The sequence below is a fragment of the Serratia plymuthica NBRC 102599 genome (assembly GCF_001590925.1).
In the GTDB taxonomy this organism is placed as follows: Bacteria; Pseudomonadota; Gammaproteobacteria; order Enterobacterales; family Enterobacteriaceae; genus Serratia; species Serratia plymuthica.
On sequence record NZ_BCTU01000024.1, the window covers coordinates 56,983 to 79,139 of the forward strand.

Annotated in this window: 24 protein-coding genes, 1 tRNA gene and 1 pseudogene; 5 read left to right on the plus strand and 21 right to left on the minus strand. The window is 53.4% G+C overall.

Going from position 1 to position 22,157, the window contains the following annotated elements; all coding sequences use genetic code 11:
• The first annotated feature begins 56 nt into the window (after positions 1-56).
• On the plus strand, positions 57-587 hold the full coding sequence (smrB, locus tag SPL01S_RS16515) for an endonuclease SmrB (RefSeq protein WP_006326965.1): 531 nt from the start codon (positions 57-59) through the stop codon (positions 585-587).
• 67 nt (positions 588-654) lie between these two features.
• On the opposite strand, the gene sixA is transcribed toward smrB, so the two are convergent.
• The 4 genes from sixA to SPL01S_RS16535 all read right to left on the minus strand — a co-directional run bounded on the left by sixA (position 655) and on the right by SPL01S_RS16535 (position 5,508).
• Positions 655-1,137: a phosphohistidine phosphatase SixA gene (sixA, locus tag SPL01S_RS16520; RefSeq protein ID WP_004947495.1), complete on the minus strand. Its 483-nt coding sequence runs from the start codon at positions 1,135-1,137 to the stop codon at positions 655-657.
• Positions 1,138-1,543: 406 nt separating this feature from the next.
• Positions 1,544-3,709 (minus strand): fatty acid oxidation complex subunit alpha FadJ, encoded by a 2,166-nt coding sequence (gene fadJ, locus SPL01S_RS16525; RefSeq protein WP_063201486.1) that lies wholly within the window; start codon positions 3,707-3,709, stop codon positions 1,544-1,546.
• Positions 3,709-5,019, minus strand: coding sequence for an acetyl-CoA C-acyltransferase FadI (gene fadI, locus SPL01S_RS16530; protein WP_063201303.1), 1,311 nt, complete (start codon positions 5,017-5,019; stop codon positions 3,709-3,711). Before fadI ends, fadJ begins: the two co-directional genes overlap by 1 nt.
• Before the next feature lie 192 nt (positions 5,020-5,211).
• Positions 5,212-5,508: a YfcZ/YiiS family protein gene (locus SPL01S_RS16535; RefSeq protein WP_004947502.1), complete on the minus strand. Its 297-nt coding sequence runs from the start codon at positions 5,506-5,508 to the stop codon at positions 5,212-5,214.
• 405 nt (positions 5,509-5,913) lie between these two features.
• Here SPL01S_RS16535 and fadL point away from each other — a divergent pair, with 405 nt between their 5' ends.
• Positions 5,914-7,191 (plus strand): long-chain fatty acid transporter FadL, encoded by a 1,278-nt coding sequence (fadL, locus tag SPL01S_RS16540; RefSeq protein ID WP_063201305.1) that lies wholly within the window; start codon positions 5,914-5,916, stop codon positions 7,189-7,191.
• A 105-nt stretch (positions 7,192-7,296) separates the two neighbouring features.
• On the opposite strand, the gene mlaA is transcribed toward fadL, so the two are convergent.
• The 10 genes from mlaA to ccmA form a co-directional block, all read right to left on the minus strand.
• A complete protein-coding gene (mlaA, locus tag SPL01S_RS16545; RefSeq protein ID WP_004947508.1) occupies positions 7,297-8,058 on the minus strand; it encodes a phospholipid-binding lipoprotein MlaA in 762 nt (253 codons plus the stop codon).
• A gap of 35 nt (positions 8,059-8,093) precedes the next feature.
• Positions 8,094-9,305 carry a c-type cytochrome biogenesis protein CcmI gene (gene ccmI / locus SPL01S_RS16550; protein WP_063201307.1) on the minus strand — a complete coding sequence of 404 codons (1,212 nt, stop codon included), beginning with the start codon at positions 9,303-9,305 and terminating at the stop codon, positions 8,094-8,096.
• Complete coding sequence (locus tag SPL01S_RS16555) at positions 9,305-9,772, minus strand: cytochrome c-type biogenesis protein (RefSeq protein WP_006326986.1); 468 nt, start codon at positions 9,770-9,772, stop codon at positions 9,305-9,307. Before SPL01S_RS16555 ends, ccmI begins: the two co-directional genes overlap by 1 nt.
• On the minus strand, positions 9,769-10,320 hold the full coding sequence (locus tag SPL01S_RS16560; RefSeq protein ID WP_013813951.1) for a DsbE family thiol:disulfide interchange protein: 552 nt from the start codon (positions 10,318-10,320) through the stop codon (positions 9,769-9,771). Before SPL01S_RS16560 ends, SPL01S_RS16555 begins: the two co-directional genes overlap by 4 nt.
• Positions 10,317-12,287 carry a heme lyase CcmF/NrfE family subunit gene (locus SPL01S_RS16565; RefSeq protein ID WP_063201309.1) on the minus strand — a complete coding sequence of 657 codons (1,971 nt, stop codon included), beginning with the start codon at positions 12,285-12,287 and terminating at the stop codon, positions 10,317-10,319. Before SPL01S_RS16565 ends, SPL01S_RS16560 begins: the two co-directional genes overlap by 4 nt.
• On the minus strand, positions 12,284-12,778 hold the full coding sequence (ccmE, locus tag SPL01S_RS16570) for a cytochrome c maturation protein CcmE (protein WP_004947520.1): 495 nt from the start codon (positions 12,776-12,778) through the stop codon (positions 12,284-12,286). The genes SPL01S_RS16565 and ccmE overlap by 4 nt, the downstream gene beginning before the upstream one ends.
• Positions 12,775-13,011 (minus strand): heme exporter protein CcmD, encoded by a 237-nt coding sequence (gene ccmD, locus SPL01S_RS16575; protein ID WP_004947521.1) that lies wholly within the window; start codon positions 13,009-13,011, stop codon positions 12,775-12,777. The genes ccmE and ccmD overlap by 4 nt, the downstream gene beginning before the upstream one ends.
• Positions 13,008-13,745, minus strand: a complete 738-nt coding sequence (locus tag SPL01S_RS16580; RefSeq protein ID WP_013813954.1) for a heme ABC transporter permease — start codon at positions 13,743-13,745, stop codon at positions 13,008-13,010. The genes ccmD and SPL01S_RS16580 overlap by 4 nt, the downstream gene beginning before the upstream one ends.
• Positions 13,746-13,863: 118 nt before the next feature.
• A complete protein-coding gene (gene ccmB, locus SPL01S_RS16585; protein ID WP_004947525.1) occupies positions 13,864-14,523 on the minus strand; it encodes a heme exporter protein CcmB in 660 nt (219 codons plus the stop codon).
• Positions 14,523-15,143, minus strand: a complete 621-nt coding sequence (gene ccmA / locus SPL01S_RS16590) for a cytochrome c biogenesis heme-transporting ATPase CcmA (RefSeq protein ID WP_063201312.1) — start codon at positions 15,141-15,143, stop codon at positions 14,523-14,525. The genes ccmB and ccmA overlap by 1 nt, the downstream gene beginning before the upstream one ends.
• Before the next feature lie 253 nt (positions 15,144-15,396).
• On the opposite strand from ccmA, the gene SPL01S_RS16595 reads away from it, so the two are divergent.
• From SPL01S_RS16595 to SPL01S_RS16605, 3 genes and pseudogenes are all read left to right on the plus strand, one after another.
• Complete coding sequence (locus SPL01S_RS16595; RefSeq protein ID WP_013813956.1) at positions 15,397-16,326, plus strand: formate/nitrite transporter family protein; 930 nt, start codon at positions 15,397-15,399, stop codon at positions 16,324-16,326.
• A gap of 129 nt (positions 16,327-16,455) precedes the next feature.
• Positions 16,456-16,530, plus strand: a tRNA-Arg gene (locus tag SPL01S_RS16600).
• Positions 16,531-16,802: 272 nt separating this feature from the next.
• Positions 16,803-17,213: pseudogene (locus SPL01S_RS16605) on the plus strand (tyrosine-type recombinase/integrase); the annotation flags it as partial.
• Here SPL01S_RS16605 and SPL01S_RS25310 read toward each other — a convergent pair.
• The 7 genes from SPL01S_RS25310 to SPL01S_RS16640 form a co-directional block, all read right to left on the minus strand.
• Positions 17,202-17,516 (minus strand): hypothetical protein, encoded by a 315-nt coding sequence (locus tag SPL01S_RS25310; RefSeq protein WP_147424913.1) that lies wholly within the window; start codon positions 17,514-17,516, stop codon positions 17,202-17,204. The pseudogene SPL01S_RS16605 and the gene SPL01S_RS25310 sit on opposite strands and share 12 nt — an antisense overlap.
• Before the next feature lie 62 nt (positions 17,517-17,578).
• Complete coding sequence (locus tag SPL01S_RS25045) at positions 17,579-17,905, minus strand: hypothetical protein (protein ID WP_063201314.1); 327 nt, start codon at positions 17,903-17,905, stop codon at positions 17,579-17,581.
• 2 nt (positions 17,906-17,907) lie between these two features.
• Complete coding sequence (locus SPL01S_RS16615) at positions 17,908-18,564, minus strand: hypothetical protein (RefSeq protein WP_063201316.1); 657 nt, start codon at positions 18,562-18,564, stop codon at positions 17,908-17,910.
• Positions 18,565-18,634: 70 nt separating this feature from the next.
• Complete coding sequence (locus SPL01S_RS16620) at positions 18,635-19,648, minus strand: Shedu immune nuclease family protein (RefSeq protein WP_063201318.1); 1,014 nt, start codon at positions 19,646-19,648, stop codon at positions 18,635-18,637.
• 1 nt (position 19,649) lies between these two features.
• Positions 19,650-19,979, minus strand: a complete 330-nt coding sequence (locus tag SPL01S_RS16625) for a hypothetical protein (RefSeq protein WP_063201320.1) — start codon at positions 19,977-19,979, stop codon at positions 19,650-19,652.
• Between the two features lie 429 nt (positions 19,980-20,408).
• Positions 20,409-21,520, minus strand: a protein-coding gene (locus SPL01S_RS16630; protein ID WP_111738501.1) for an IS3 family transposase whose coding sequence is annotated in 2 segments (ribosomal slippage) — positions 20,409-21,259 and positions 21,259-21,520 — 1,113 coding nt in all. Because the reading frame shifts where the segments join, the coding sequence is not laid out codon by codon here.
• A gap of 74 nt (positions 21,521-21,594) precedes the next feature.
• Positions 21,595-21,903 (minus strand): hypothetical protein, encoded by a 309-nt coding sequence (locus SPL01S_RS16640; protein WP_063201324.1) that lies wholly within the window; start codon positions 21,901-21,903, stop codon positions 21,595-21,597.
• Between the last annotated feature and the right edge of the window lie 254 nt (positions 21,904-22,157).

The following is a 22,157-nucleotide window of genomic DNA, read 5'->3' on the forward strand; positions in this document are numbered from 1 at the left end:
ACAGATACCCGCGACACGGTAAACTGTCGTGATAAATGATTTCCGGTGAATAAAAAATGAAGAACAAGCACCCTCTGAGCAAAGATGAATTGCAGCTCTTCAGAGAGTCGATAGCAAGCGCAAAAAAACTGCGTCAGGATACCGTTGTCCACCCCAAACCCAGGCCAAAAACCCGGCAAATGGCGCCGCAGCGCCTGCTGCAGGAACAGGTGGATGCCAGCTATTATTTCTCGGATGAATACCAACCGCAGTTGGAAGAGGAAGGACCGACACGCTACGTGCGTCCCGGCTACAGCGCGTTTGAGCTAAAAAAATTGCGGCGCGGCGATTATTCACCAGACCTGTTTCTCGATCTGCACGGCCTGACCCAAATGCAGGCCAAGCAGGAGCTGGGCGCACTGATTGCCGCCTGCAAGCGTGAACATGTGCACTGCGCCTGCGTCATGCACGGCCACGGCAAGCACATTCTCAAACAGCAGACGCCGCTGTGGCTGGCGCAGCACCCTGACGTACTGGCGTTCCACCAGGCTCCCAAGGAATGGGGCGGCAACGCGGCGATTTTGTTGCTGGTCGAACTGGCCGAGTAAACGGCAAAAATGACAAAGGGCGATGTTAAACATCGCCCTTTTCTGATGGGACCCAAGACACGGCGTCCTACACTTTAGCCATCACCTGCGACGGGCTGACCTGCCATTCAAACTTGCCGTAGCTGCCGTCGGCCGCCAGATCGACATTGGCGATCGCGGAGGTCGCAAACATCGGCGGGCATTCGCCCGGACAGAGTTCGGCAACCAGATAACCCACCAGCGGCAAGTGGGAGACGATCAACACGGAGCTGACCCCCTGCTGCGCCAGCGCCTGTAGATAACTCCCCACCAGACCGGCATCACCGCCCGGCGTCAGCTCAGGCAGCACTTCTTCGCTTTCCGGCAGCGCCAAGGCTTCGCGCACCGTTTCCAGCGTCTGTTCGGCCCGCAGGTAGGGGCTGACCAGTACTCGTTCAATATCCACAGACTTGGTGTTTAACCAGGCCGCCATCTGACGTGACTCATCACGGCCACAAAGGGTAAGAGGTCTTACCGAATCGCTGGCCGCATCAAGTGCCGCCTCTCCGTGACGCATAATCAAAACTTGCATATTGCACCGCTGTTGTTGACAAAATAACGCTATACAGAAACGCCGAGCGTGCTGTATCGCCGAGTTTTACAACCCCAAAGCAAAAGCTTTGAAACGATAACGCGCCGTCTCTTTTATGGCGGCCGGGCATTTTGCCTGAAAGTTCACGTAAAGAAAACGCTGTTTTTTACATCAACATCGTCCTGACATGAATATGGCGCTCACATAACAACCAATTCAACGGGTTAAATTTTAACCTTTCCATCATGAAACTTATTGATGGCGATCAGTCTTTCGGCGCTATCCGGTTACGTTACCCCGTCGCTATCTCCCTGTATAGCGCCCAGGATTGCAGGTATTTCAAGGAGTGATAACGATCACACTGCGCCCTGATCCAACTCTAGTACAAATCAGGGCGCCGCGCCGCTCACTCCCCTTGCGGATAAAAGCGTTCGCCCTGCTGCGCCATGCGCTGCAAGCGTTCGCAGGGGGCAAAGTTTTCGCCGTATTGCTGCTGCAGGTATTGCAGCGTTTTAACCACCTTCTCTGCGCCGAGCTCGTCCATATAACGGAACGGCCCCCCGAGGAACGGCGGAAAACCGATACCGAAGACCGCGCCGATATCCCCATCGCGTGCGCTGCGGATCACGCCTTCTTCCAGGCAACGCGCCGCTTCATTCAACATCATCATTACGCAGCGCTGGGCGATGACCGCCGGCTGCAAATGCGACTTCGGCGTGATACCCAGCAGAAGATATACCGAAGTATCGGCGCGCTTGCCCCGCTGACGTTGCTGACCTTCGCTCGGATACAGGTAGAAACCCCGGCCGTTTTTACGCCCTTTGCGCCCGTCTTTCAGTACCGCATCGAAGGCGGCCGGCGCGGCGAAACGCGGCCCTAGCTGTTCCACCAACACCGGGATAATCTTGGTGCCTACATCAATGCCCACTTCATCAAGCAGGGTAATCGGCCCCACCGGGAAACCGAAATCCACCAGCGCCTTGTCCAGCGATTCGATCGGTTCGCCTTCCAGCAGACAGCGCGCCGCTTCATTTATATAAGGAGCCAGAATGCGGTTGACGTAAAAACCGGCGCGATCGGCGACCACGATGGCCGTCTTGCCCTGTTTGTGCGCCAGCGCCACGGTGGTGGCAATGGTTTCCTCACTGGTAGAAGCATGAGGGATCACCTCTACCAACGGCATTTTGTCGACCGGGCTGAAATAATGCAGGCCGATCACCTGCTGCGGCCGCTGCGCTTTGGCGGCAATCTGGCCAATCGGCAACGACGAGGTATTGGAGGCGAAAATGGTATGCGGCGCGGCGTGCTGTTCAATCTCGGCCACCATGTTCTGCTTCAGGGCCAGATCCTCAAACACCGCCTCCACCACGATATCCACCCGTTCAAAGCCGGTGTAATCGGTCGAGCCGGAGATCAGCATCATCTGTTTTTGCCGTTCCGCCGGGCGCATGCGTTTGCTGCGCACCCGCTTGCCAAGCACATCCCAGCTGTATTTCAGCGCGTGGGTGATGCCGGTTTCATTCACGTCTTTAATTCGTACCGGCAGGCCGCCGCGCGTGGCGGTTACGCAGGCAATCCCGCCGCCCATCAGGCCACCGCCCAGAATGCCGACGCGATGCAGCGCATGAGGTTGGGCATTGCCGCCGCGCTCTTTCTTCAAGGCAGTAGAGGCAAAGAACAGGCTGCGCAACGCCGCCGACTGCGGCGTCATGGCCAGTTCGCCGAAGGCCCGCGCTTCGGCTTCATAGCCGCTGGTGCTGCCGCTGTCCAGGCCGGTACGCACCACCTGAATGATTTTTTCCGCCGCCGGATAGTTGCCGTGGGTTTTCTCCAGCGTTTTTTTGCGCACAATGCTGAACAACAGGCTTTTCCCCAGAGGGCCGTTGAGCAAGCGCTCCTGCCACGGCAGTGCACGCCGGCTCTGCCAACCCTGCTTGACCCGTTCAATGGCGGCCTGCAACAAAATCGCCTGCGGCACCGCATCGTCCACCAATCCCATCCGCAACGCCTGACGCGCACGGATATGCTTGCCGGTCAGCATCATGTCCAGCGCCTTGCTGGCGCCGATCAACCGCGGCAATCGCTGAGTGCCGCCGGAGCCTGGCAGCAGACCAAGCTGAACTTCCGGCAAGCCGAGAGCGGTTTTGTCATCCAGCGAACAAACGCGACCATGGCAGGCCAGAGCCAGTTCCAGCCCTCCCCCCAGGCAAGCGCCGTGAATAGCCGCCACCACCGGCACCGGGAAAGCGGCGATCTGCGCCAGCGTGCTTTGCCCTTTCTTCGCCAGCGTTTCGGCCTCTTTGGCGCTGGTGCAGGCGGCAATCATGGTGATGTCCGCCCCGGCGATAAACGAATCCGGCTTGCCGGAAATAATCACCAGCCCTTCCAGCGCAGTATGCTGTTGCGCGCGGATCAGTACGTCATTCACCTGCTCGACGAACTCGGCTTTCAGCGTATTGACCTTGTCACCCGGGACGTCGATGGTAATCACGCCGATGTTGTCCGGGCGCAGCGTCAGTTGAAAAGCCGAGGGTTTGGCCCGCTGTTCATGCAATGCGTTTTCAAAGCTCATCATTCCACCTCTACAATCATTGCGGCCCCTAACCCTCCGGCCGCGCAGGCGGTGGTCAGCCCCAATCCGCCGCCACGGCGTTTCAGCTCGTGCAACGTTTGGGTGATCATGCGCGCGCCGGTAGCGGCAAACGGGTGGCCATAGGCGATCGAGCCACCCAAGACGTTAAATTTATCCATATCCACTGTGCCAATCGCCCTGCTGCGCCCCAGCTTTTGTTGGGCGAATTCATCGCTGGCGAACATCTTCAGGTTTGCCAGCGTCTGCGCGGCGAAAGCTTCGTGCATGTCAATCAGCGTCAGGTCGGCCAGGCCAATACCGGCGCGATCCAGCGCCAACGGCGTGGCGTAGGATGGCCCCAGCAACATGTCTTCCCACACGTCGATGGCGGAAAAAGCAAAACTGCGCAGGTAGCCCAGCGGTTGCAGCCCCAGCTCTTTCGCTCGCGATTCGCTCATCATCAGCACCGCCGCTGCGCCGTCGGTCAGCGGCGTACTGTTGGCCGCAGTGACGCTACCATGTTTGCGGTCAAATGCCGGTTTCAGTTTAGCGTATGACGCCAGGCTGGAGTCTTTGCGAACATTGTTGTCTTCGCTGATTTGCGCGCGGTACGGCGGCACATAAGCGGTCATGACCTCATCGCGCAGCAGCCCCTGTTCCCAGGCCTTGGCCGCCAGTTGGTGAGAGCGGTGCGCCAGTGCATCCTGCTCTTCGCGGGTGATACCGTGGCTTTTCGCCATCTGTTCGGCGGTATCGCCCATGCGCAGGCCGGTCGAGTATTCCGCCACCGCCGGCGGCACCGGCAGCAGATCGCGGAACCTCAACCGGCTAAACAGTTTGAGGCGTTGCGACAAAGTGCGCGCCTTGTTGACGTCCACCAACGTACGCGCCAGCGCTTTGCTGACGCCGATCGGCAACACCGAGGAGGAATCGGCGCCACCGGCAATACCGATACTGATGCTGCCCGCCATGATGCTTTCCGCTACGTTGGCAATCGCCTGGAAGCTGGTGGCGCAGGCGCGCGACACGCTGTACGCATCGGTGTGTACGTTCATGCCGGTGCCGAGGACAATTTCACGCGCGATATTCGGCGCTTCGGGCATTTGCACTACCTGGCCGAATACCAGTTGTTCGATAAGCGCCGGATCAATGCCGCTGCGGGCCAAGAGTTCGCTCACCGCCATTTTCCCCAGATCCACCGCCGGAATGCCGTGATAGGCGCTTGCCTGTTTGGCAAAGGGGGTACGCAGTCCATTTACAATCGCGATACGGTCACCGTGACGGGTCACCAACGGCAGTGCCTTACTCATAAACGCTCCTGAAAAAAATAACGTCAGCGCAACGGGCAAAAAGAGGTCTGACCTGATGAGGTCATTGTTAACCAAATGTTTACATTTGGCAAACCGCCAGAAGTGAAAACTGAGAGCAGGAGCAACTTTCTATTGGGGGGAAAGCGGCGAGGCAGCGGCGCTGGGTTTACCCCGCACCGTTTTGGGCGGGAATTAACGCAGGCCGAGCTGGAAAATCAGTGTTTCCGCCTGGCAGGCAAAGGTGAAGTCCGCAGTGAGTTGCACACCACCGTCAACCGGTTTAATGCTACTGCTGATGTCACAAGGGTCAGACTCCACGCCACGGGCTTTTTCCGTCAGCGCAGCCAGCGTTTTCTCGGCATCTGGTTGATTGGCAAACACCTGGCTGTAGGATGCAGTGCAATCGGTGTTGTCCATCACGGTACCGACATCGACACAGCAACAAGCTGCAGTTTCTTGGGCGCTGCATTTATTAATTGCATCGGACATGATTAATTCTCCTCAGGGACCGCCATTACGCGAGTCCAAACTGCCATTAACTTTCTGGCGCAAAGACGCAAGATTCTGCGTTTATTTTACCCCGCAGCGAAACCCATCGCTAGCACTTACTTTTTATAGGTGTTTTAAGTGATGGAAATCACAAATAAAAATCGTCGTCTGCTAAGGAATGGTAAGAGATTTGTTATGCATTGCTGGTTTTTTGTTAAGCAGATCTCTTTTTTGATACCAATATTGAAATATCTCAAAAACAAAGTTGCAACATCCTAACAGGTCGGACCTATAATTCAGCCACTGGTCTGATTTGTCTGAATGATAACGGACCCTACAATCCCGCGCTCCTTGTTACCTTGTGTAACATAGTTTAAATAATAAACACATAATGAGGTTTTGGTCATGAGCCAGAAAAACCTATTTACTAAATCAGCTCTCGCAGCTGCAGTGGCAATTATTTCTTCAAACGTGTCTGCCGCAGGATTCCAGCTGAATGAGTTCTCATCAGCGGGTTTAGGACGTTCGTATTCTGGTGAAGGCGCCATCGCGGATACTGCAGCATCCGCCAGCCGCAACCCGGCCCTTTTGATGATGTACACCCGACCAGAATTCTCGATCGGTGCGGTATTTATCGATCCGGATGTGGACATCACCGGCAAGTCCCCTTCAGGCGCCAGCCTGGATTCCAAAAACATCGCGCCAACCGCCTGGGTGCCGAACCTGCACTATGTTCACCCGATTAACGATCAATTCGCCGTGGGCGGCTCGGTCACCAGCAACTTTGGTCTGGCCACCGAATTCAACGACGGTTACACCGCGGGCGCTTACGGCGGCAAAACCGACCTGACCACGGTGAACCTCAATCTGAGCGGCGCCTATCGCCTGAACCAGCACTTCAGCTTCGGTCTGGGCTTTGACGCGGTTTACGCTAAAGCCAAACTTGAGCGTTATGCAGGCGAAAGCGGTGCAGCCCTCGGCATGCCCGCTGATACTCAAATCTCCCACCTGAAGGGTGACGAATGGGGCTACGGCTGGAACGCCGGCATCCTGTATGAAGTGGACGAAAACAACCGCTATGGCTTAACTTACCGCTCAGAAGTGAAAGTTGACTTCGACGGCGACTACAAAAGTAGCATCCCATCTCGTCTGAACCCATTGCAGGGCAGAACCGGTCTGCCATGGGGTACTGATGGCAACACCATTCCAGGCTCGCTGACCCTGAACCTGCCGGAAATGTGGGAAATCTCGGGCTACAACAAAGTGGCACCGCAGTGGGCTGTCCACTACAGCCTGGCTTATACCAGCTGGAGCCAGTTCCAGGAGCTGAAAGCCACCGGCAACAACGGGCAGACGCTGTTCGAGAAGCATGAAGGCTTCAGAGACGCCTACCGCATCGCGCTGGGTACCACCTACTTCTACGACGACAACTGGACCTTCCGTACCGGTGTCGCGTTCGATGACAGCCCGGTGCCTGCCCAGAATCGCTCTATCTCGATCCCGGATCAGGACCGTATGTGGATCAGCGCCGGTACCAGCTACGCGTTCAACAAAGACGCGTCGGTCGACGTCGGTGTTTCCTACATGCACGGCCAAAAAGTCACCATCAAAGAAGGTCCATACACCTTCAATTCGGTGGGCAAGGCCTGGTTGTACGGCGCCAACTTCAACTACCGCTTCTAAGCGGTCGTTCAAAACGCTTAAGCGCCCTGCGGGGCGCTTTTTTGTTGCCGTTTTATAACAAAAAACCCGCCTGGCGGCGGGTTTTCATACTCTCTTGGCGAGGAATTATTTCGCTGAATCGATTTCGTCCAGATCGCCCTGGATCGCCTTGGCGTTCGGGTTTTCTTCCGCCTTCAGTGAACCGCCGCTCGCGAGGAAGTCATGACGCTGGAAGTAGGCTTCACGCACCATTACGTAAGGATCGGAAGAGTTATGCAGCAGCCCGTCGGAATCCAGCAGTTGGGCGCGGGTTTCAATCCCCTCAACCACCCATTTACCCGCCGACATCCAGAAGGTCAGGTAGCTCAGCACCGGATAGACCGTATCCGCCCAATCGCCGCCATCTTCACGCAGGGTGAAGCTGCCATAGGCAGGTAACATCACATAAGGGCCGTAGCCGACATTGTAATGCCCCAGCGTGCTGCCGAAACGGTTCGGTTCTTCGCGCGCCAGTTTCGGGTTCGCCATCCCCGCCACGTCGATCAGACCACCCATCCCCAGCAGGGTGTTAAGGAAGAAACGGTTGAAGTGAATCATCCCGCGATACGGGTCGCCCTTCAGGAAGGCGTTGACCATGCTGGCCGGCTCTTCCAGGTTCGACGTGAAGTTGCTTAAACCGTTACGCGCCGGCATGGGCACATAGTCGCGCCAGGCCACGGCCACCGGGCGCAATACGTACGGATCCAGGACGTTATAGTTAAAGTCGAACATCGTCCGGTTAAATCCTTCCAGAGGATCGGATCGCCCTTGTGGTTCATCTTGCGGCGCGCTGGCACAGCCCACCAATAGCACAGTTGCGAAAGCCAGCCCAGTCAGGCGAAAGTTCATATTTTTCTCCATGAAAATACGTTCGGTCTTTTTATTCAGGGAACCTGCTTGTTAATCTGAACGCTAACCTGCTCTTTACCGCTGAAATTCTGCAGCTCACTCTCACCAAACCAGTCGCCCGCCTGCGGCGTGGCCAGACCGTCGTGAGAAATCCGTACCCGCACCTTCACCTGATGCAGCGCCGAAAGCAGGCGTTCAGGCATCATGGCGTTGCTGTCATCCAAAGAGAATGACAGTGGGAAACGGCTTAAGGGCAGTTGTTTTACCGCAACAGGCACCGGGTTGGCACCATCGGTCACCGAAATGACCAGCGTCCCCTGCTGTGGTAAAGCGTTAGTCGCCTCGGGCGATAACGTCACGTTTACATTCAGTTTAACAGTTTCTTCGCCCGCCTGTGATTTTGCTTGTGCAATACTGCGCTTTAACACCTCGGTGCGCTGATCGTTGTCCGGCAGCAGTTTCAACATCACCTGCCAGGCGCCGATCGCCTGTTTGAAATCACCCTGTTCGAAGGCATTGAACGCCAGCAAGCTCAAGACGCGCAGATTGGTATGATCGTCGGCGATCATCTTGCGCAGCATCTGCGTGGCTTGCTTGTTATCCTCCGGATCGTTGGATCGCGTCAACACTTCCGCATAGCCGAGGCGCACTTCCAGATTATTCGGATCCAATTGATAAGCATGAGCAAATGCCTGCGTCGCCGTTGTGGCGTTATTCAGCGCCATGCCGACGCGGCCCAGCATCATCCAGTCGTTGATGTTGCGATCGTCTTGTTGGAGTGCGGTGCGCAGCCCCAGCCCAAGGCGAGCAATCTCTTCCATGCTCAGCGGCTGAGCACGCTCATTGGCGACGCGCGCACGCAACTCCGGCATTTGGGCTTGCACCTGCTGCCAGTCCATCACCTGCGCCAACCCACCGGTTTTCAGATAGAACCCCAGGGTGACCACCACCAGCAGCAACACGCCAGGCACCAGCGCCCAACGGGTGATCGGTTTCGTCTGCACATCTTGTTGGCCGGGAATGTCGTTCAGCAGGTTCTGTTGCAGTTCTTTTACCAGCACCGGGCGCTCGGCAACCACGCCCTGCGCTTCATCCTGCTCCAGCTCGTGCAGGCGATCCTGATAAAGCGCCTTATTCAATGCGTCGCGGCTGGTAGCCGCGCCCTGCTTGCCCTGGCGCATCGCAGGCACCACCAGCAGCGCCGCAGCGCCGGCCAACAGCACAATAATAATCAGCCAAAAAGCCATTAGGGTTTCTTCCTGTCAGTCTCTTTCAGCAGCGCCGCCAAGCGCTGTTGCTCCTGTTCGGAGAATTCATCGTTAGCAGCGCCGGCACGGCGGCGGCGAGTGCGCAGTATCACCACCGCACCGCCGATCAGCACAAACAGCAACGGGCCAACCCACAGGATCAGCGTCGCCGGGGTCACCGGCGGTTCATAGGTGACGAAATTGCCGTAGCGCGCCACCATATAATCAATGATCTGCTGTTTGTTCTGCCCCTGCATCATCAGCTCGTACACCTTGGTGCGCATGTCTGCGGCGATGATGGCGTTGGAATCGGCGATACTGTTGTTCTGGCATTTCGGGCAGCGCAGCTGTTCGGTCAGCTCACGGTATTGCTGTTCCTGCTCAACCGAGTTGAATTTATAGGTATCGATAGCCGCCGCCGCGCTCCAGCTCAGCAATGCGGCAAACATCAGGGCAATCAGCCTCATGCTTCACCCCCGTACTTTTTGTACAGCGGCAACACTTCCTGCTGCCAGACACGCTCGTTCATATCCCCGGCATGGCGGTAACGAATAATGCCCTGCCCGTCGATCAGGAACGTCTCCGGCGCGCCATACACGCCAAGATCCAATCCCAGCATGCCATCGCCGTCATACAGGCTGAGCGCATAGGGATTGCCCAATGAATTCAGCCAGGTGACCGCTTTGCTGCGGTCGTCCTTATAGTTCAGCCCCACCACGCGAATGCCGCGCGCAGCCAGGGTATTGAGGTATTGATGCTCGGCACGGCAGGTTGGGCACCAGGTCGCCCAAACGTTCAACAACATCGGCTTGCCGGTACGCAGCACCGCCTGATCGAACGTTTTTCCGGGTTGGTCGAGCGACTCCAGCTTAAAAGTCGGCACCGGTTTGCCGATCAGCGCAGACTCCAGCATAGTCGGATCCTCGCCGCCGGCATTGCGCGTCAATTGCACCATAAAGGCCGCCACCAGCAACAGGAACAGGATTAACGGGATAAACAGTAACTTACGGTTCATGCCTGCTCCTCCAGCTTGCCTTCACGCTTGAGTTTTTTGTTCATCCGATAGCGCGGATCGAGAATGCACAAGATGCCGCCAATCGCCATAAATACCCCGCCGAACCAGATCCAGCGCACGAAGGGTTTGTAATACAGCCGCACCGCCCAGGAGCCGTCGTCCAGTTCCTCCCCCAGCGCCGCATACAGATCGCGGCTGAAACCGCCGTCGATAGCCGCTTCGGTCATCATGCTGCGTGCCACGCTGTAGTAACGTTTCTCCGCGTGCAGCGTGGCTTCCGGCTTGCCGTTGCGCGTGACGTCGATAATACCGACGCCGCCGCTGTAGTTAGGGCCGCGAATATCGTGCACGTCGCGGAACACAAAGTGGTAGCTGTGAATGTCCACGCTGTCGCCGGCCTTCATGCGCACATCGCGTTCCACGCTGTAGTTTTGGCTGAACGCAATGCCGATCACCGTCACCGCGACCCCGAGGTGGCCCAACACCATGCCCCAGTGGCTGCGGGAAAGGTGGCTCAGGCCGCGCCAGAAACCGTGGCGATGGGTAGCGCGCTCATGCAACTCCATCAGCGTCAGAATAATCACCCACACCGCCATGATCAGCCCGACCACCGTCATGCCGGCAATGCTGTCTTGTAACAGCCACGGCAGCAGGATCGACAGCACCAGCGTGATCGCCAGCGCCACGCTCAAGCGGCGCCACAGCTTGGTCGGTTCATCGCGACGCCAGCGCACCAGCGGGCCGATGCCCATCAGCAGCGCCATCGGCGCCATCAGCCAGGTGAACATGGTATTGAAGAAGGGTTCGCCGATAGAAATGCTGCCCAGGCCCAGCTGTTTGTGCACCAGCGGCAGCAACGTGCCCAGCAGCACAACCAGCATGGCGGCAATCAACAGCACGTTGTTGCCCAGCAGGAAGGTTTCGCGCGAGAAGGTTTCATGCTGCACCCGGCTGCGTACCTGCCCGCCCTTGACCGCGTAAAGCAGCAGGGAACCGCCGATCACGATCACCAGATAGGCGAGGATAAACATGCCGCGCGCCGGGTCGGAAGCAAAAGAGTGTACCGAAACCAGCACACCGGAACGCACCAGGAAGGTGCCCAGCAGGCACAGCGAGAAGGCGGTAATGGCCAGCAGCACCGTCCAGGCCTTGAAGGTGCCGCGTTTTTCGGTCACCGCCAGCGAGTGCATCAGCGCCGTACCGGCCAGCCAAGGCATAAAGGACGCGTTTTCCACCGGATCCCAGAACCACCAGCCGCCCCAACCCAGTTCGTAATAGGCCCAGGCGGAACCCAGCACGATCCCCATAGTGAGGAACACCCAGGCCGCCGTGGTCCAGGGCCGCGACCAGCGCGCCCAGGCGGTATCCAGCCGGCCGGCCATCAGTGAGGCGATGGCGAAGGCAAACGCCACCGAGAAGCCGACATACCCCATGTACAACAGTGGCGGATGGAAGATCAGGCCGATATCCTGCAGCAGCGGATTGAGGTCACTGCCGTCGATCGGGAAGTTCGGCAGCGTGCGTGTGAACGGGTTGGAGGTCATGATGATAAACAGCAGGAAGCCTGCGGTGATCATGCCCATCACCGACAGCACGCGCGCCACCGCATCCTGCGGCATTGAACGGCTGCACAGCGCCACCGCCAATGACCAGCAACTGAGCAACAGTACCCACAGCAGCAGCGATCCCTCATGCGCGCCCCAGGTGGCGGCGATGCGGTAATACACCGGCAGTTGGCTGTTGGAGTTGGCGGCCACATAGGCCACGGTAAAATCATTCACGACAAAGGCGTGCACCAGGCAGATGAACGCCAGTGCAATGGCGGCGAACATGCCGTAGGTCAGCGGGCGCGCCACCGCCATCATGCGATTATCCTGACGCGCCGCGCCCCACTGTGGATAAATGCTCAGCAGCAGCGAAATCGCCAATGCCAGGCACAGCAGAAAACTTCCCGTTTCCGGCATCATGACTTGCCGCCCTCATTTTGCGGGGCGGTGTAGGCCGAAGCCGGCCCCTTATGGTTTTCTTTCATTGCGTCTGCCACTTCCGGCGGGGTGTATTTTTCATCGTGTTTCGCCAGCACTTCACGCGCGTTGACCACGTTGCCTTCGCCCAGCACGCCTTGCGCCACCACGCCCTGCCCTTCACGGAACAGATCCGGCAGAATGCCGGTATAGGTGACATCAATCACGCCGCGCGCATCATAAATCTTGAAGTTGACCTGCAGCGTTTTCTGATCGCGCTTCACCGAGCCGGGCATCACCATGCCGCCAATGCGCAGGCGTTGGCCCACCTCCGGTTTTTCGTGATCCTCCCCCTTGCCCTGCAGAATTTCACTCGGGGTATAAAACAGATCGATGTTGGAGCGCAGCGCGTACAGCGTCAGGGTAGCAGTCAGCGCCACGCCGATCAGCACGACAATCGCCAGATACAGGCGGCTTTTACGACGTGGATTCACAATGATTTCTCCCGCGGATCAGCGGATTTTTGTTTCGACTGCTGCGACTGACGAATGCGTCGTTCGCGCGCCTGACGACGGCTGACTTCATCCAGCAGTTGCCTGCGCTGCCAGCAGGTGTGAGCCACCAGGCCCAGCAACGACAACAGCGTGACGGCCACCGCCAGCCAAACGTAAAAGGCGTAGCCGCCCATGGCGAAAAACGCCGACCAGGAGGTAAATGCGGCATTCATGGTTGGCGCTCCTTGTTGACCAGCCCGGCAACCCACGGGCGCTGACGCTCCTGGGCCAGGATCAGATTGCGCAACCGCATCAGGGTCAGCGTAATGAAGAACAGCAGATAGCCGAGGATCGCCCAACGCAGCGGGGTGCGCATGCTTGGCGCGATGCTCTGTTGCATATTGGTGGAACCCTGATGCAGCGTGTTCCACCATTCGACAGAGAAATGAATAATCGGGATGTTCACCACCCCTACCAGCACCAGAATACCGGCGGCGCGGCCGGCCAGGCGACGGTCTTCAAAGGCGTTATACAGCGCAATAATGCCCATATAAAGGAACAGCAGCACCAGTTCAGAGGTCAGACGCGCGTCCCACACCCACCAGGTGCCCCACATAGGTTTGCCCCAGGCGGCCCCCGTGACCAGCGCGATAAAGGTAAATACCGCGCCGACCGGCGCCATCGCCGCCACCACGGAATCGGACATTTTCATCTGCCACACCAGGCCGATAAACGCCGCCACCGCCATCGAAGCGTAGATGCCCATTGACCACATGGCGGCCGGCACGTGGATATACATGATGCGGAAGCTGTCGCCCTGTTGATAATCCTTCGGCGCAAAACCAAAGCCCCATACCCAGCCGATCGCCAGGCAGAGGGCACCGGCCAGCCCCAACCACGGGACAAAACGGCCGCAGACACGATACAGCCGTTCAGGCTGGGCGAATTGATGTAACCATTTCCACATTGTCGTCATTGCTCACGGTAAATGTTTTAAGGTGGCCCCCCTATCGTGGGGCGACGAAAATAGCTTTCGCGGTGGAACACGCTCTTAACGGCGTTAACCCGCATGTTAATCAGTGATGCTAGTGCACGCTCACTCGCAGAGCGGCGGCGGTGGCAAAGGGGGCCAGCGTTATGCTGCCCGCCAGCATGGCGCCCAGAATCGCCAGATACCCCGCTATCGGCATGCCCATGGAAGCGGCGTCGATAGCGGCGGTGGAAAATATCAGCACCGGAATATACAGCGGCAGCACCAGCAGGCTGAGCAGCACGCCTCCTTTGCGTAACCCGACGGTCAGCGCCACACCGATGGCACCGACCAGGCTCAGCGTCGGGGTGCCCAGCAGCAGCGTAAACGCCACCGCCAGCCAGGTCTGCATATCCAGCGATAGCAGCAGCGCCACCAACGGCGACAGGATTAACAGCGGCAACCCAGTCACGACCCAGTGAGCACACACTTTGCCTAACACAGTCATCGGCAGCGGCGTCGGCAACAGAAGCAGTTGCTCCAGCGAGCCATCGAGAAAATCGTCGCGAAACAAACGCTCCAGCGACAACAGCGAAGCCAGCAACGCCGCCACCCAGATAATCCCCGGCGCAATGCGCGCCAGCAACTGCGGTTCAGGCCCAATGCCCAACGGAAACAGCGTGATAACGATCAGGAAGAACCACAGCGGGTTAACGATTTCCGACCCTTTGCGAAAGGCAATTTTCAGCTCGCGGCGCAATACCGTCAAAAACATCAGAGAGTCTCCGCCAGGCTGATTTTACCTACCGCCTGCGTCGTGCCGGCCAGATCCTGGTGCGTGGTCAACAATACCATGCCGCCTTGCTGCGCATGTTGCTCAAAAAGGCTAATCAATTCAGCCACGCCTTGTTTATCTATTGCCGTCAACGGTTCATCCAGGATCCACAGTGGGCACTCACTTAACCATAAACGCGCCAGCGCGACCCGGCGCTGCTGGCCGGCGGAAAGCTGCACCACCGGCAAATCCTCGTAACCGACCAACCCCACCTGCTCCAGTGCCCGCCAGATGGCCTGACGATCGGGCGCAGCGCGTACCGCCTGGTAAAATTGCAGGTTCTCGAAGGGCGTCAGCATGGTTTTAATCCCCGGCTGATGGCCGAGGAACAGCAGATCCTGATGATAATTCTCACGGTGGCGCAGCGTATTTTGCCCACGCCAGCACACTTCGCCGCTTTCCGGCTGCGCCAACCCGGCCAGAATGCGCAACAGGCTGGTCTTGCCCGCGCCGTTCGGCCCTTCCACCTGAATAATCTCGCCCGGCTTCACCGTAAAGCTTAACTCGCTAAACAGGGTGCGTTCATCACGGACGCAGCTCAGACTTTTAGCTTCCAGCATCGGGAGAACTCATATTTTTCTTTGGGATAGCGAATCATAGCATAAGGCGCCTGCGGCACGCAGCCCGCCACCGGCCGCTCGGCTACTCCAATAGGGGTAATATGACGGCCCAGATCAATAATGCGTAGGAAAAACCGACGGCGTTAAACTCTTGTTACTTTTTTCCGCCATTTTCCGCATTTCTGTCGCGCCGCCCGTGTGCCAACTACGCTTGATAGATAGCCCTGGCGACCTCTGACGGAGAAAGTTAATCATGAGCGACGAACAACCCCGCACAACAGCGAATGCCGATGATCCTCTAAAAGTAGAAAGCAAAGAGCACGAACAGGGCAAATCAGAAATCGAGGTAAAAGAAGAGAACCTGCCCTCCCGCGCGGCGGCGGTGCATGAGCTTATCCGTATGGAAGGTGAAAAAGAGCTGGAACGCGACTGGGTAGCGTTGCTGTGGTCCGCCGTGGCCGCCGGGCTGTCGATGGGCGCGTCACTGGTGGCGAAAGGCATTTTTCACGCCCGCTTGCCGGACGATCCCAGCCGTTTCTTTATCGAGAATATTGGCTACACCTTCGGCTTTATCATTGTGATTATGGCCCGCCAACAGCTGTTTACCGAAAACACCGTCACCGCCGTGTTGCCGATCATGCACAAACCGACGCCGAGAAACTTCCTGATCCTGTTCCGCCTGTGGGGCGTGGTGCTGCTCGGTAACCTGATTGGCACCGGACTGGCGTCGCTGGCGTTTATCCATATGCCGATTTTCGACGACAATACCCGCAGCGCCTTCGTCAGCCTGTCGGAAGAGGTGATGAAAAACTCGCCGTCAGAAATGTTCGCCAACGGCATTCTGGCGGGCTGGATCATCGCCACCATGGTGTGGATGTTCCCTTCCGCCGGGGCGGCCAAGATTTGGATCATTGTGCTGATGACCTATCTGGTGGCGATCTGCGACCTGACCCATATCGTGGTCGGCTCGGTCGAGATCCTGTATCTGGTGTTTAGCGGCGCTCTCCCCTGGCAGGAATTTTTCTATCCATTCGCCATTCCGACGCTGGCGGGCAACATTATCGGCGGCACATTTATCTTCGCGCTCATCAGCCACGCGCAGATCCGTAACGATATGAGCGTTAAAAACAAGGCGGCGAAGCTGGAGGCGGAAAAAGGGGCCGCCAAGGCGAAAAAACCGTGATCGCAGCCGGGGCTACGTACAAAATTCACCGCATATTGGCGAGGGAATGAGCAAACGCACCGCTAAGCGCTTATTCTGCGGGTAAAAAAAGGTATACTGCCCCGGCAGCTCAGGTTGCCGGCCCGCAGGGTCCCCGTAGTTAAACGGATATAACAAGCCCCTCCTAAGGGCTAGTTACTGGTTCGATTCCAGTCGGGGACACCATTAACCCTTCTAACCACATCAAATATTTCTATAAAAACCTTTTAAACCATCACATTATCTAGCAGCGTCCAATGTTGTTTGGTGAAATCCAAACTTCTAATGCGCATAGTTCAAAGTTCTGGTCATACACATTGTGCTACTTACAGACGTATAGCTTGCCGCGCAAAATCCTGGGAGAAGCCTCATACAATAAATGAGATAGCCTGCTACTTCTCGTTGTTATTCTTTCCTAACTGAAAGCAAATTGCCTGAGTTTATACGCGCACTCAATGTTCGATTTTGAGAATACATTGTGGGAAATGTAAAAGAACGGATGAAAAAGCGCCGCCCTACCTGATGCCGCTTCCAACTCAAGCTTTAGAGATCCTTGAAAAACTAAAAGTACTCACAGGGCGCCATTCACTGCTGTTCCCTGGACGAAACGATGCCCGTAAGCCAATGAGTGAAGCTAGCATAAACAAAGTGATCAAGATGCTCGGTTATCATGGCCGAGCTACTGGGTATGGTTTCCGACATACAGTGAGCACTATTTTGCATGAGTATGGCTTTGAAAGCGTCTGGATTGAAATGCAGTTTGCGCATGTTGATAAGAACTAAATTCGAGGAACTTATAGCCATGCGCAATATTTAGAAGGCCGAAAAAAATGTTGCAATTCTACGCAAATAATATACTAAACCCCTAAAAGATATTTAGCCCCCCCAAAGTTTGGGGCATAATTAATATTGATTTTTTTGAAATCGTCACTAATATCATCTAATAATCTAGGTATATTAGATGAATAGTAATCTTTTGTATTTGATGAGATAAATACTATTGGAGATGTTAACCCTAAACTTCGCAAGTTATCGGCAACATCTAGATAAGTTTCTGTCACAACACAGTCTTTCATTGACTCCTTCCCTTTTCTTGACGGCGTTCTAGCACTAGTGACCCTGAGGTAGGCACGTTCTGTAATACCCTTAGCTTGAGGAATAAAATAAGACACATCTTTCCACCTTTTTAATATACTCTTTGCTCTAGCTACATGTGCATCTAGATGCCCCACATCTAAATTATTTTGAGAACCAAAAAAGAGGCCACATCATTTACACGAATCGCCTGACTCTTAAATTTCACAAGAGATCTTTTTGCCTCATCTTCCACATAGGATTCATTATCATTTAGTTCATGCATCACTTGTTCAGCCATTAATAAAATAAGGCCGTTATCCTCCTCTGCTATTCTTAGCAAGTGAAAGCTTGCCTCAACATTACTCTTTGTCACTGTTTCTCTAGTTATATCCCTAATAATGTCAAGAAAAGAGCAAGTATCTAAGAGAAAAATAGGCTTCCCCATTTCAGCTAGATTTATAAAATCAATTCTTTTAGTCATCATAGTTATTTTTCGTCGTAAGTTTTCAGTAAACCTCGAGCGAACTCATAATTAATAGCTAACTCTCTAGCAATTTCATCAGGCCAACTATCAACCTCAATCAACCAGCGAGATAACTGCTCTGCATCTAATGAGGCAGAGGATTTATGAGCATTAATTAGAAACTCATACCAGCGCTGTTCATCTAGTGGGTGTGAAGCGCCTGTGTATTTGTTTGCCATTCTTAAAAATAAACTCAAAGAATTCGCAGTTGACTCATCCAACCAATCATCAAGTGATTGTGTTTTTGATGAAATAGTCACATTGAACCCTTCTTCTTTAACTAACGGATAAATAACTTTTTCGTAAAAATCACGAAGTATTAAATTATATTTTTTAATACCTAAATCACCTACATTTTTTGGAACTATATTCGCGACACGATAACTATTTCCATCTTGCCAAAGTATTAGGCTTGACTCATCTACGTTATCGAAAGGCTCTCTTGAAAAAACGATAACATCCTCATCATCAATAGCTGCACCTCTTATTTCCCGCTCCTCTTCTATCATATTACTCCAAGGTGCACTAACCTTACTGAGTATTTTTTCACGGGCTGACGATAGGTCAATACTCACTTTTATAACTAACTCTTGAAATACTTCTAACCCATCTAATTTCACAATATTTCTCCTACTTATAAAACTGAATAAATTTTATACTTTACATATAAGCATCAATAGAAGCAGAGTATTACTCAAGAGCTAAAGCATCACCAATGGCATCTTCAAGTAACTCTGCACTTCGTACAATAAACCTTGCTCGTTCGAGAAGCTCATCATAGCAAATAATATCGATGTTCTTTAAGTTTCTTCTATAAAGCTCGAAAGTTTTTCTTTTAATAGCCTTTTCTTTTTCATTGCCCTCAATAGAGCCTAAATTTCCGATAATAAGTATACATTCAGCATCGTGTGTTCTCTCTGAAATTAGCTCACCAGCAGCTGTATAATTATCCCTTTGACTTTCAATTTCCCAATTAGCTTTTTGAGCAAGAATCTGACTAACCGCATCTGTCAGTTCACTCGATAGCCTCCAAGAGTCCGCTCTATTTTGTCTATTTACGAATAAATTAGTCTGAGGTGTTTTTAATTCTACTATTTTAGTAAATCTTGCATCTGACATTAAAAAATCAGCGATGACATCATTGGAACCATTTAAATCCGTATGCGATAAATGCGCCTCACGTTGTAGAATACTTAAATATTTGTACCTTAGACCATAGCCAAATATCCATTCATTCCTTTCAAAAAACCTTTGCCAATGAGGCTCATTGAAGTTATCAGGATCGCCATACATTCCTTGGTATTCATTTAGAGCATCTTTTCTTCCTAAAATAGTATTTATATCGTCATTAGTAAGCCGATTACTAATCACGTGCTGAAGAGCTAAAACAAGTGAAGTGTTATCCGCATGTTCTAATAACTGCATAATCTCTTGATGATTACTGTCAACCTCAACAAAACGTCCCGTAGAGTTGGAGGTGTCTTCACGGATAACACTATATTGCGAAAGGTATCTATATAATGATCTTAAGTGACCAATCTCTAATTGACAAGTAAATCTAGGCGTGCCTGTATTCGAACAATGTGCAAAAAAATTAAAACTCAAATTAGATACATCTCGAGAGTCAGAATCCAGCCCGGATATATTTAACTTTAAATCATTTACACCATCAGTACCAATCAAAAAGGAATGGTCAATACTCATATTACACCTTCGCTATGACATGGGCATAACCGTCCCACAATGGATTATAACGTGCGTCTATAACAAAATTGGGTTCTGAGTCAATAATACGAACATTGGTTATTTCCGTAATATCAAACATTCTAAAGTCAGGGAAATCTTTTCCCGAATCTGTCACACCAGCAGTTTGTACGATATGAACCTTTGTCGACTCACTGCTATCTTTCCTTCTCATTATAAACACAGCATGTGTATTACCAATTCTTTCACCTTGAACCTTACCTTCCTTATTATACTCAAATGAAATTGGTTTTCTTTCTTGTATAGCTTGCTGTAATAGCCTTAAAGACATACTATTTTCCTTATATTATATACTTTGTAAGTAATTAAAAATCCAATAATAAACATCTGTACTATTATGAAGCTCAACTTACTTTCAATAAATCAACTCAAAGAATAATTGTCAATTAATTTCCAGTTAATACATGGCAAAATTTGATCTAGGACGGAAACGGCACTACACCGCAACCGCACCCGCCTGCACACTTTGGATCGTAAAAATTTTTCAGTTTTATTTTTCCACAAACCCAAACGCCAGCACGTGCCACGTCTGGGCTTCTGAGAAAAATCCCCAACTGAAAAGTTTGAAAAGAATTTCAGTGTTTTTCAGTTGTAGCCTCCAGATACACTACCTCAAGAAAAAGTAAAGTATTGATTAAGCTGAATTATTTTATTTTACGCGGAGGTGCAGGGAAAAAATAAAACTGTAAGTATCCCAGCATTAGTTCCACGCACTTTTTGAGAGTTCCGGTTTTTCAGCCATCAGCCGGTACTCTTCCGGCGTCAGGTTATCCAGGGATTCATGGGGTCGCTCACTGTTGTATTCCGTCAGCCAGCGCTCTGTAATTTCCCGTGCTTCATTCAGTGTTCTGAACAGGTAAAAATCCAGGATTTCTGTCCGGTATGTCCGGTTGAACCGTTCGATAAAAGCATTTTGTGTTGGCTTACCCGGCTTGATAAATTCCAGCATCACGCCGTGGTCTTCAGCCCACTGGGCTAAAGCCAGTGATATCAGTTCCGGCCCGTTATCCATCCGCATCTTCAGCGGGTAGCCGCGATTTACCACGATCCTGTCCAGCACCCGGACGACGCGTTGCGCCGGGATATTAAGGTCGATTTCTATCGCCAGAGCTTCACGGTTAAAATCATCCACCACATTGAAGGTCCGGAAGCGTCTGCCGCAGACCAGCGCATCGTGCATAAAATCGATGGACCAGCTCTGGTTTAACGCTTGCGGCGTCGCCAGTGGTGCTGGATTACGCACTGGCAGCCGCTGTTTTCCCTTACGACGAAAATTCAGTTTCAGCAGGCAGTAAATCCGGTGAACGCGTTTATGGTTCCAGGTATTGCCCAGCCTGCGCAGCAGCTGGAACAGCTTCTTAAAACCGTAGCGCGGATAGCGTTCTGCCAGTTCAGTCAGCGCATGGATCACCGGTTCATCACGCCGGGCATCGGGCTGATAAAAATATACCGTCCTGCTCAGCGATAACGTTCTGCAGGCCTGGCGTAAACTCATGGCAAATTGCGCCGTCAGATAGCTGACGAGTTCACGCTTTATCGCTGGTTTTAAAGCTTTTTTTCGATGACGTCTTTAAGTGCCCGGCACTCAAGGCTGAGATCAGCAAACATCTGTTTGAGGCGTCGGTTTTCATCCTCTAGGTCTTTCATCTTTTTGATATCAGAGGCTTCCATACCGCCATACTTTGCTTTCCAGTTGTAGTACGAGGCTTCAGATATACCGGCTTCACGGCAGACATCCTTGACGGTACGTCCGGTTTCGACGGACTTCAGAACGGTAATGATCTGGTGTTCGGTGAATCGGGCTTTACGCATGGCGATCTCCTCAGGGGACATAATCAGTATGTCGGAAGATCTCTAAAAGTGAATGGTTCGTTTTGCAGGGATGCTTACAAAACCAGCGGCACACAGAAAGAAAACACAAAAGCCACGCAGGGCGCGGCTTTGTGGGTATTGCAGAAAATAGTCCAACTGAAAAAGGTAGTAAACCAAGCGCTCTTCATGCCTCCGACACCTTGGCCTGTAATGGCATTATTGACCCGCCACGTAATTGGTGTGCCCACTCCGCGTAACGATCGCTTTGTGGGATCGGGCCCCCTGGCCTTTGCCTCTTGTATTACTTTCTCCTGAACCGCTTTAAGCCACCCAATGGTTTCAGCCCGTTGATCTGGTGTGATGCCGCTCATCAAGGTTTGCATTACCTTACCATTCACCAATACGCCAGAGCATAAGGTATGGGAAAACGTCACACGTACCCAAGATATCCTCAAAAACCCGGCAATTTACTGTTAAAACTTTCGTCTAAAACAGATTAAATACCGATAATTTTCTGCGCATGCAGATGCATGGTTTTGCACGCTAGTTTGCACAATTTTAATTCCCTCAAGCGCCAGTGCTGACGCGGCCTCCGCGAGGTCGTGCAGGTGCATTAAAAGCGACCTGCGAAGCGGGC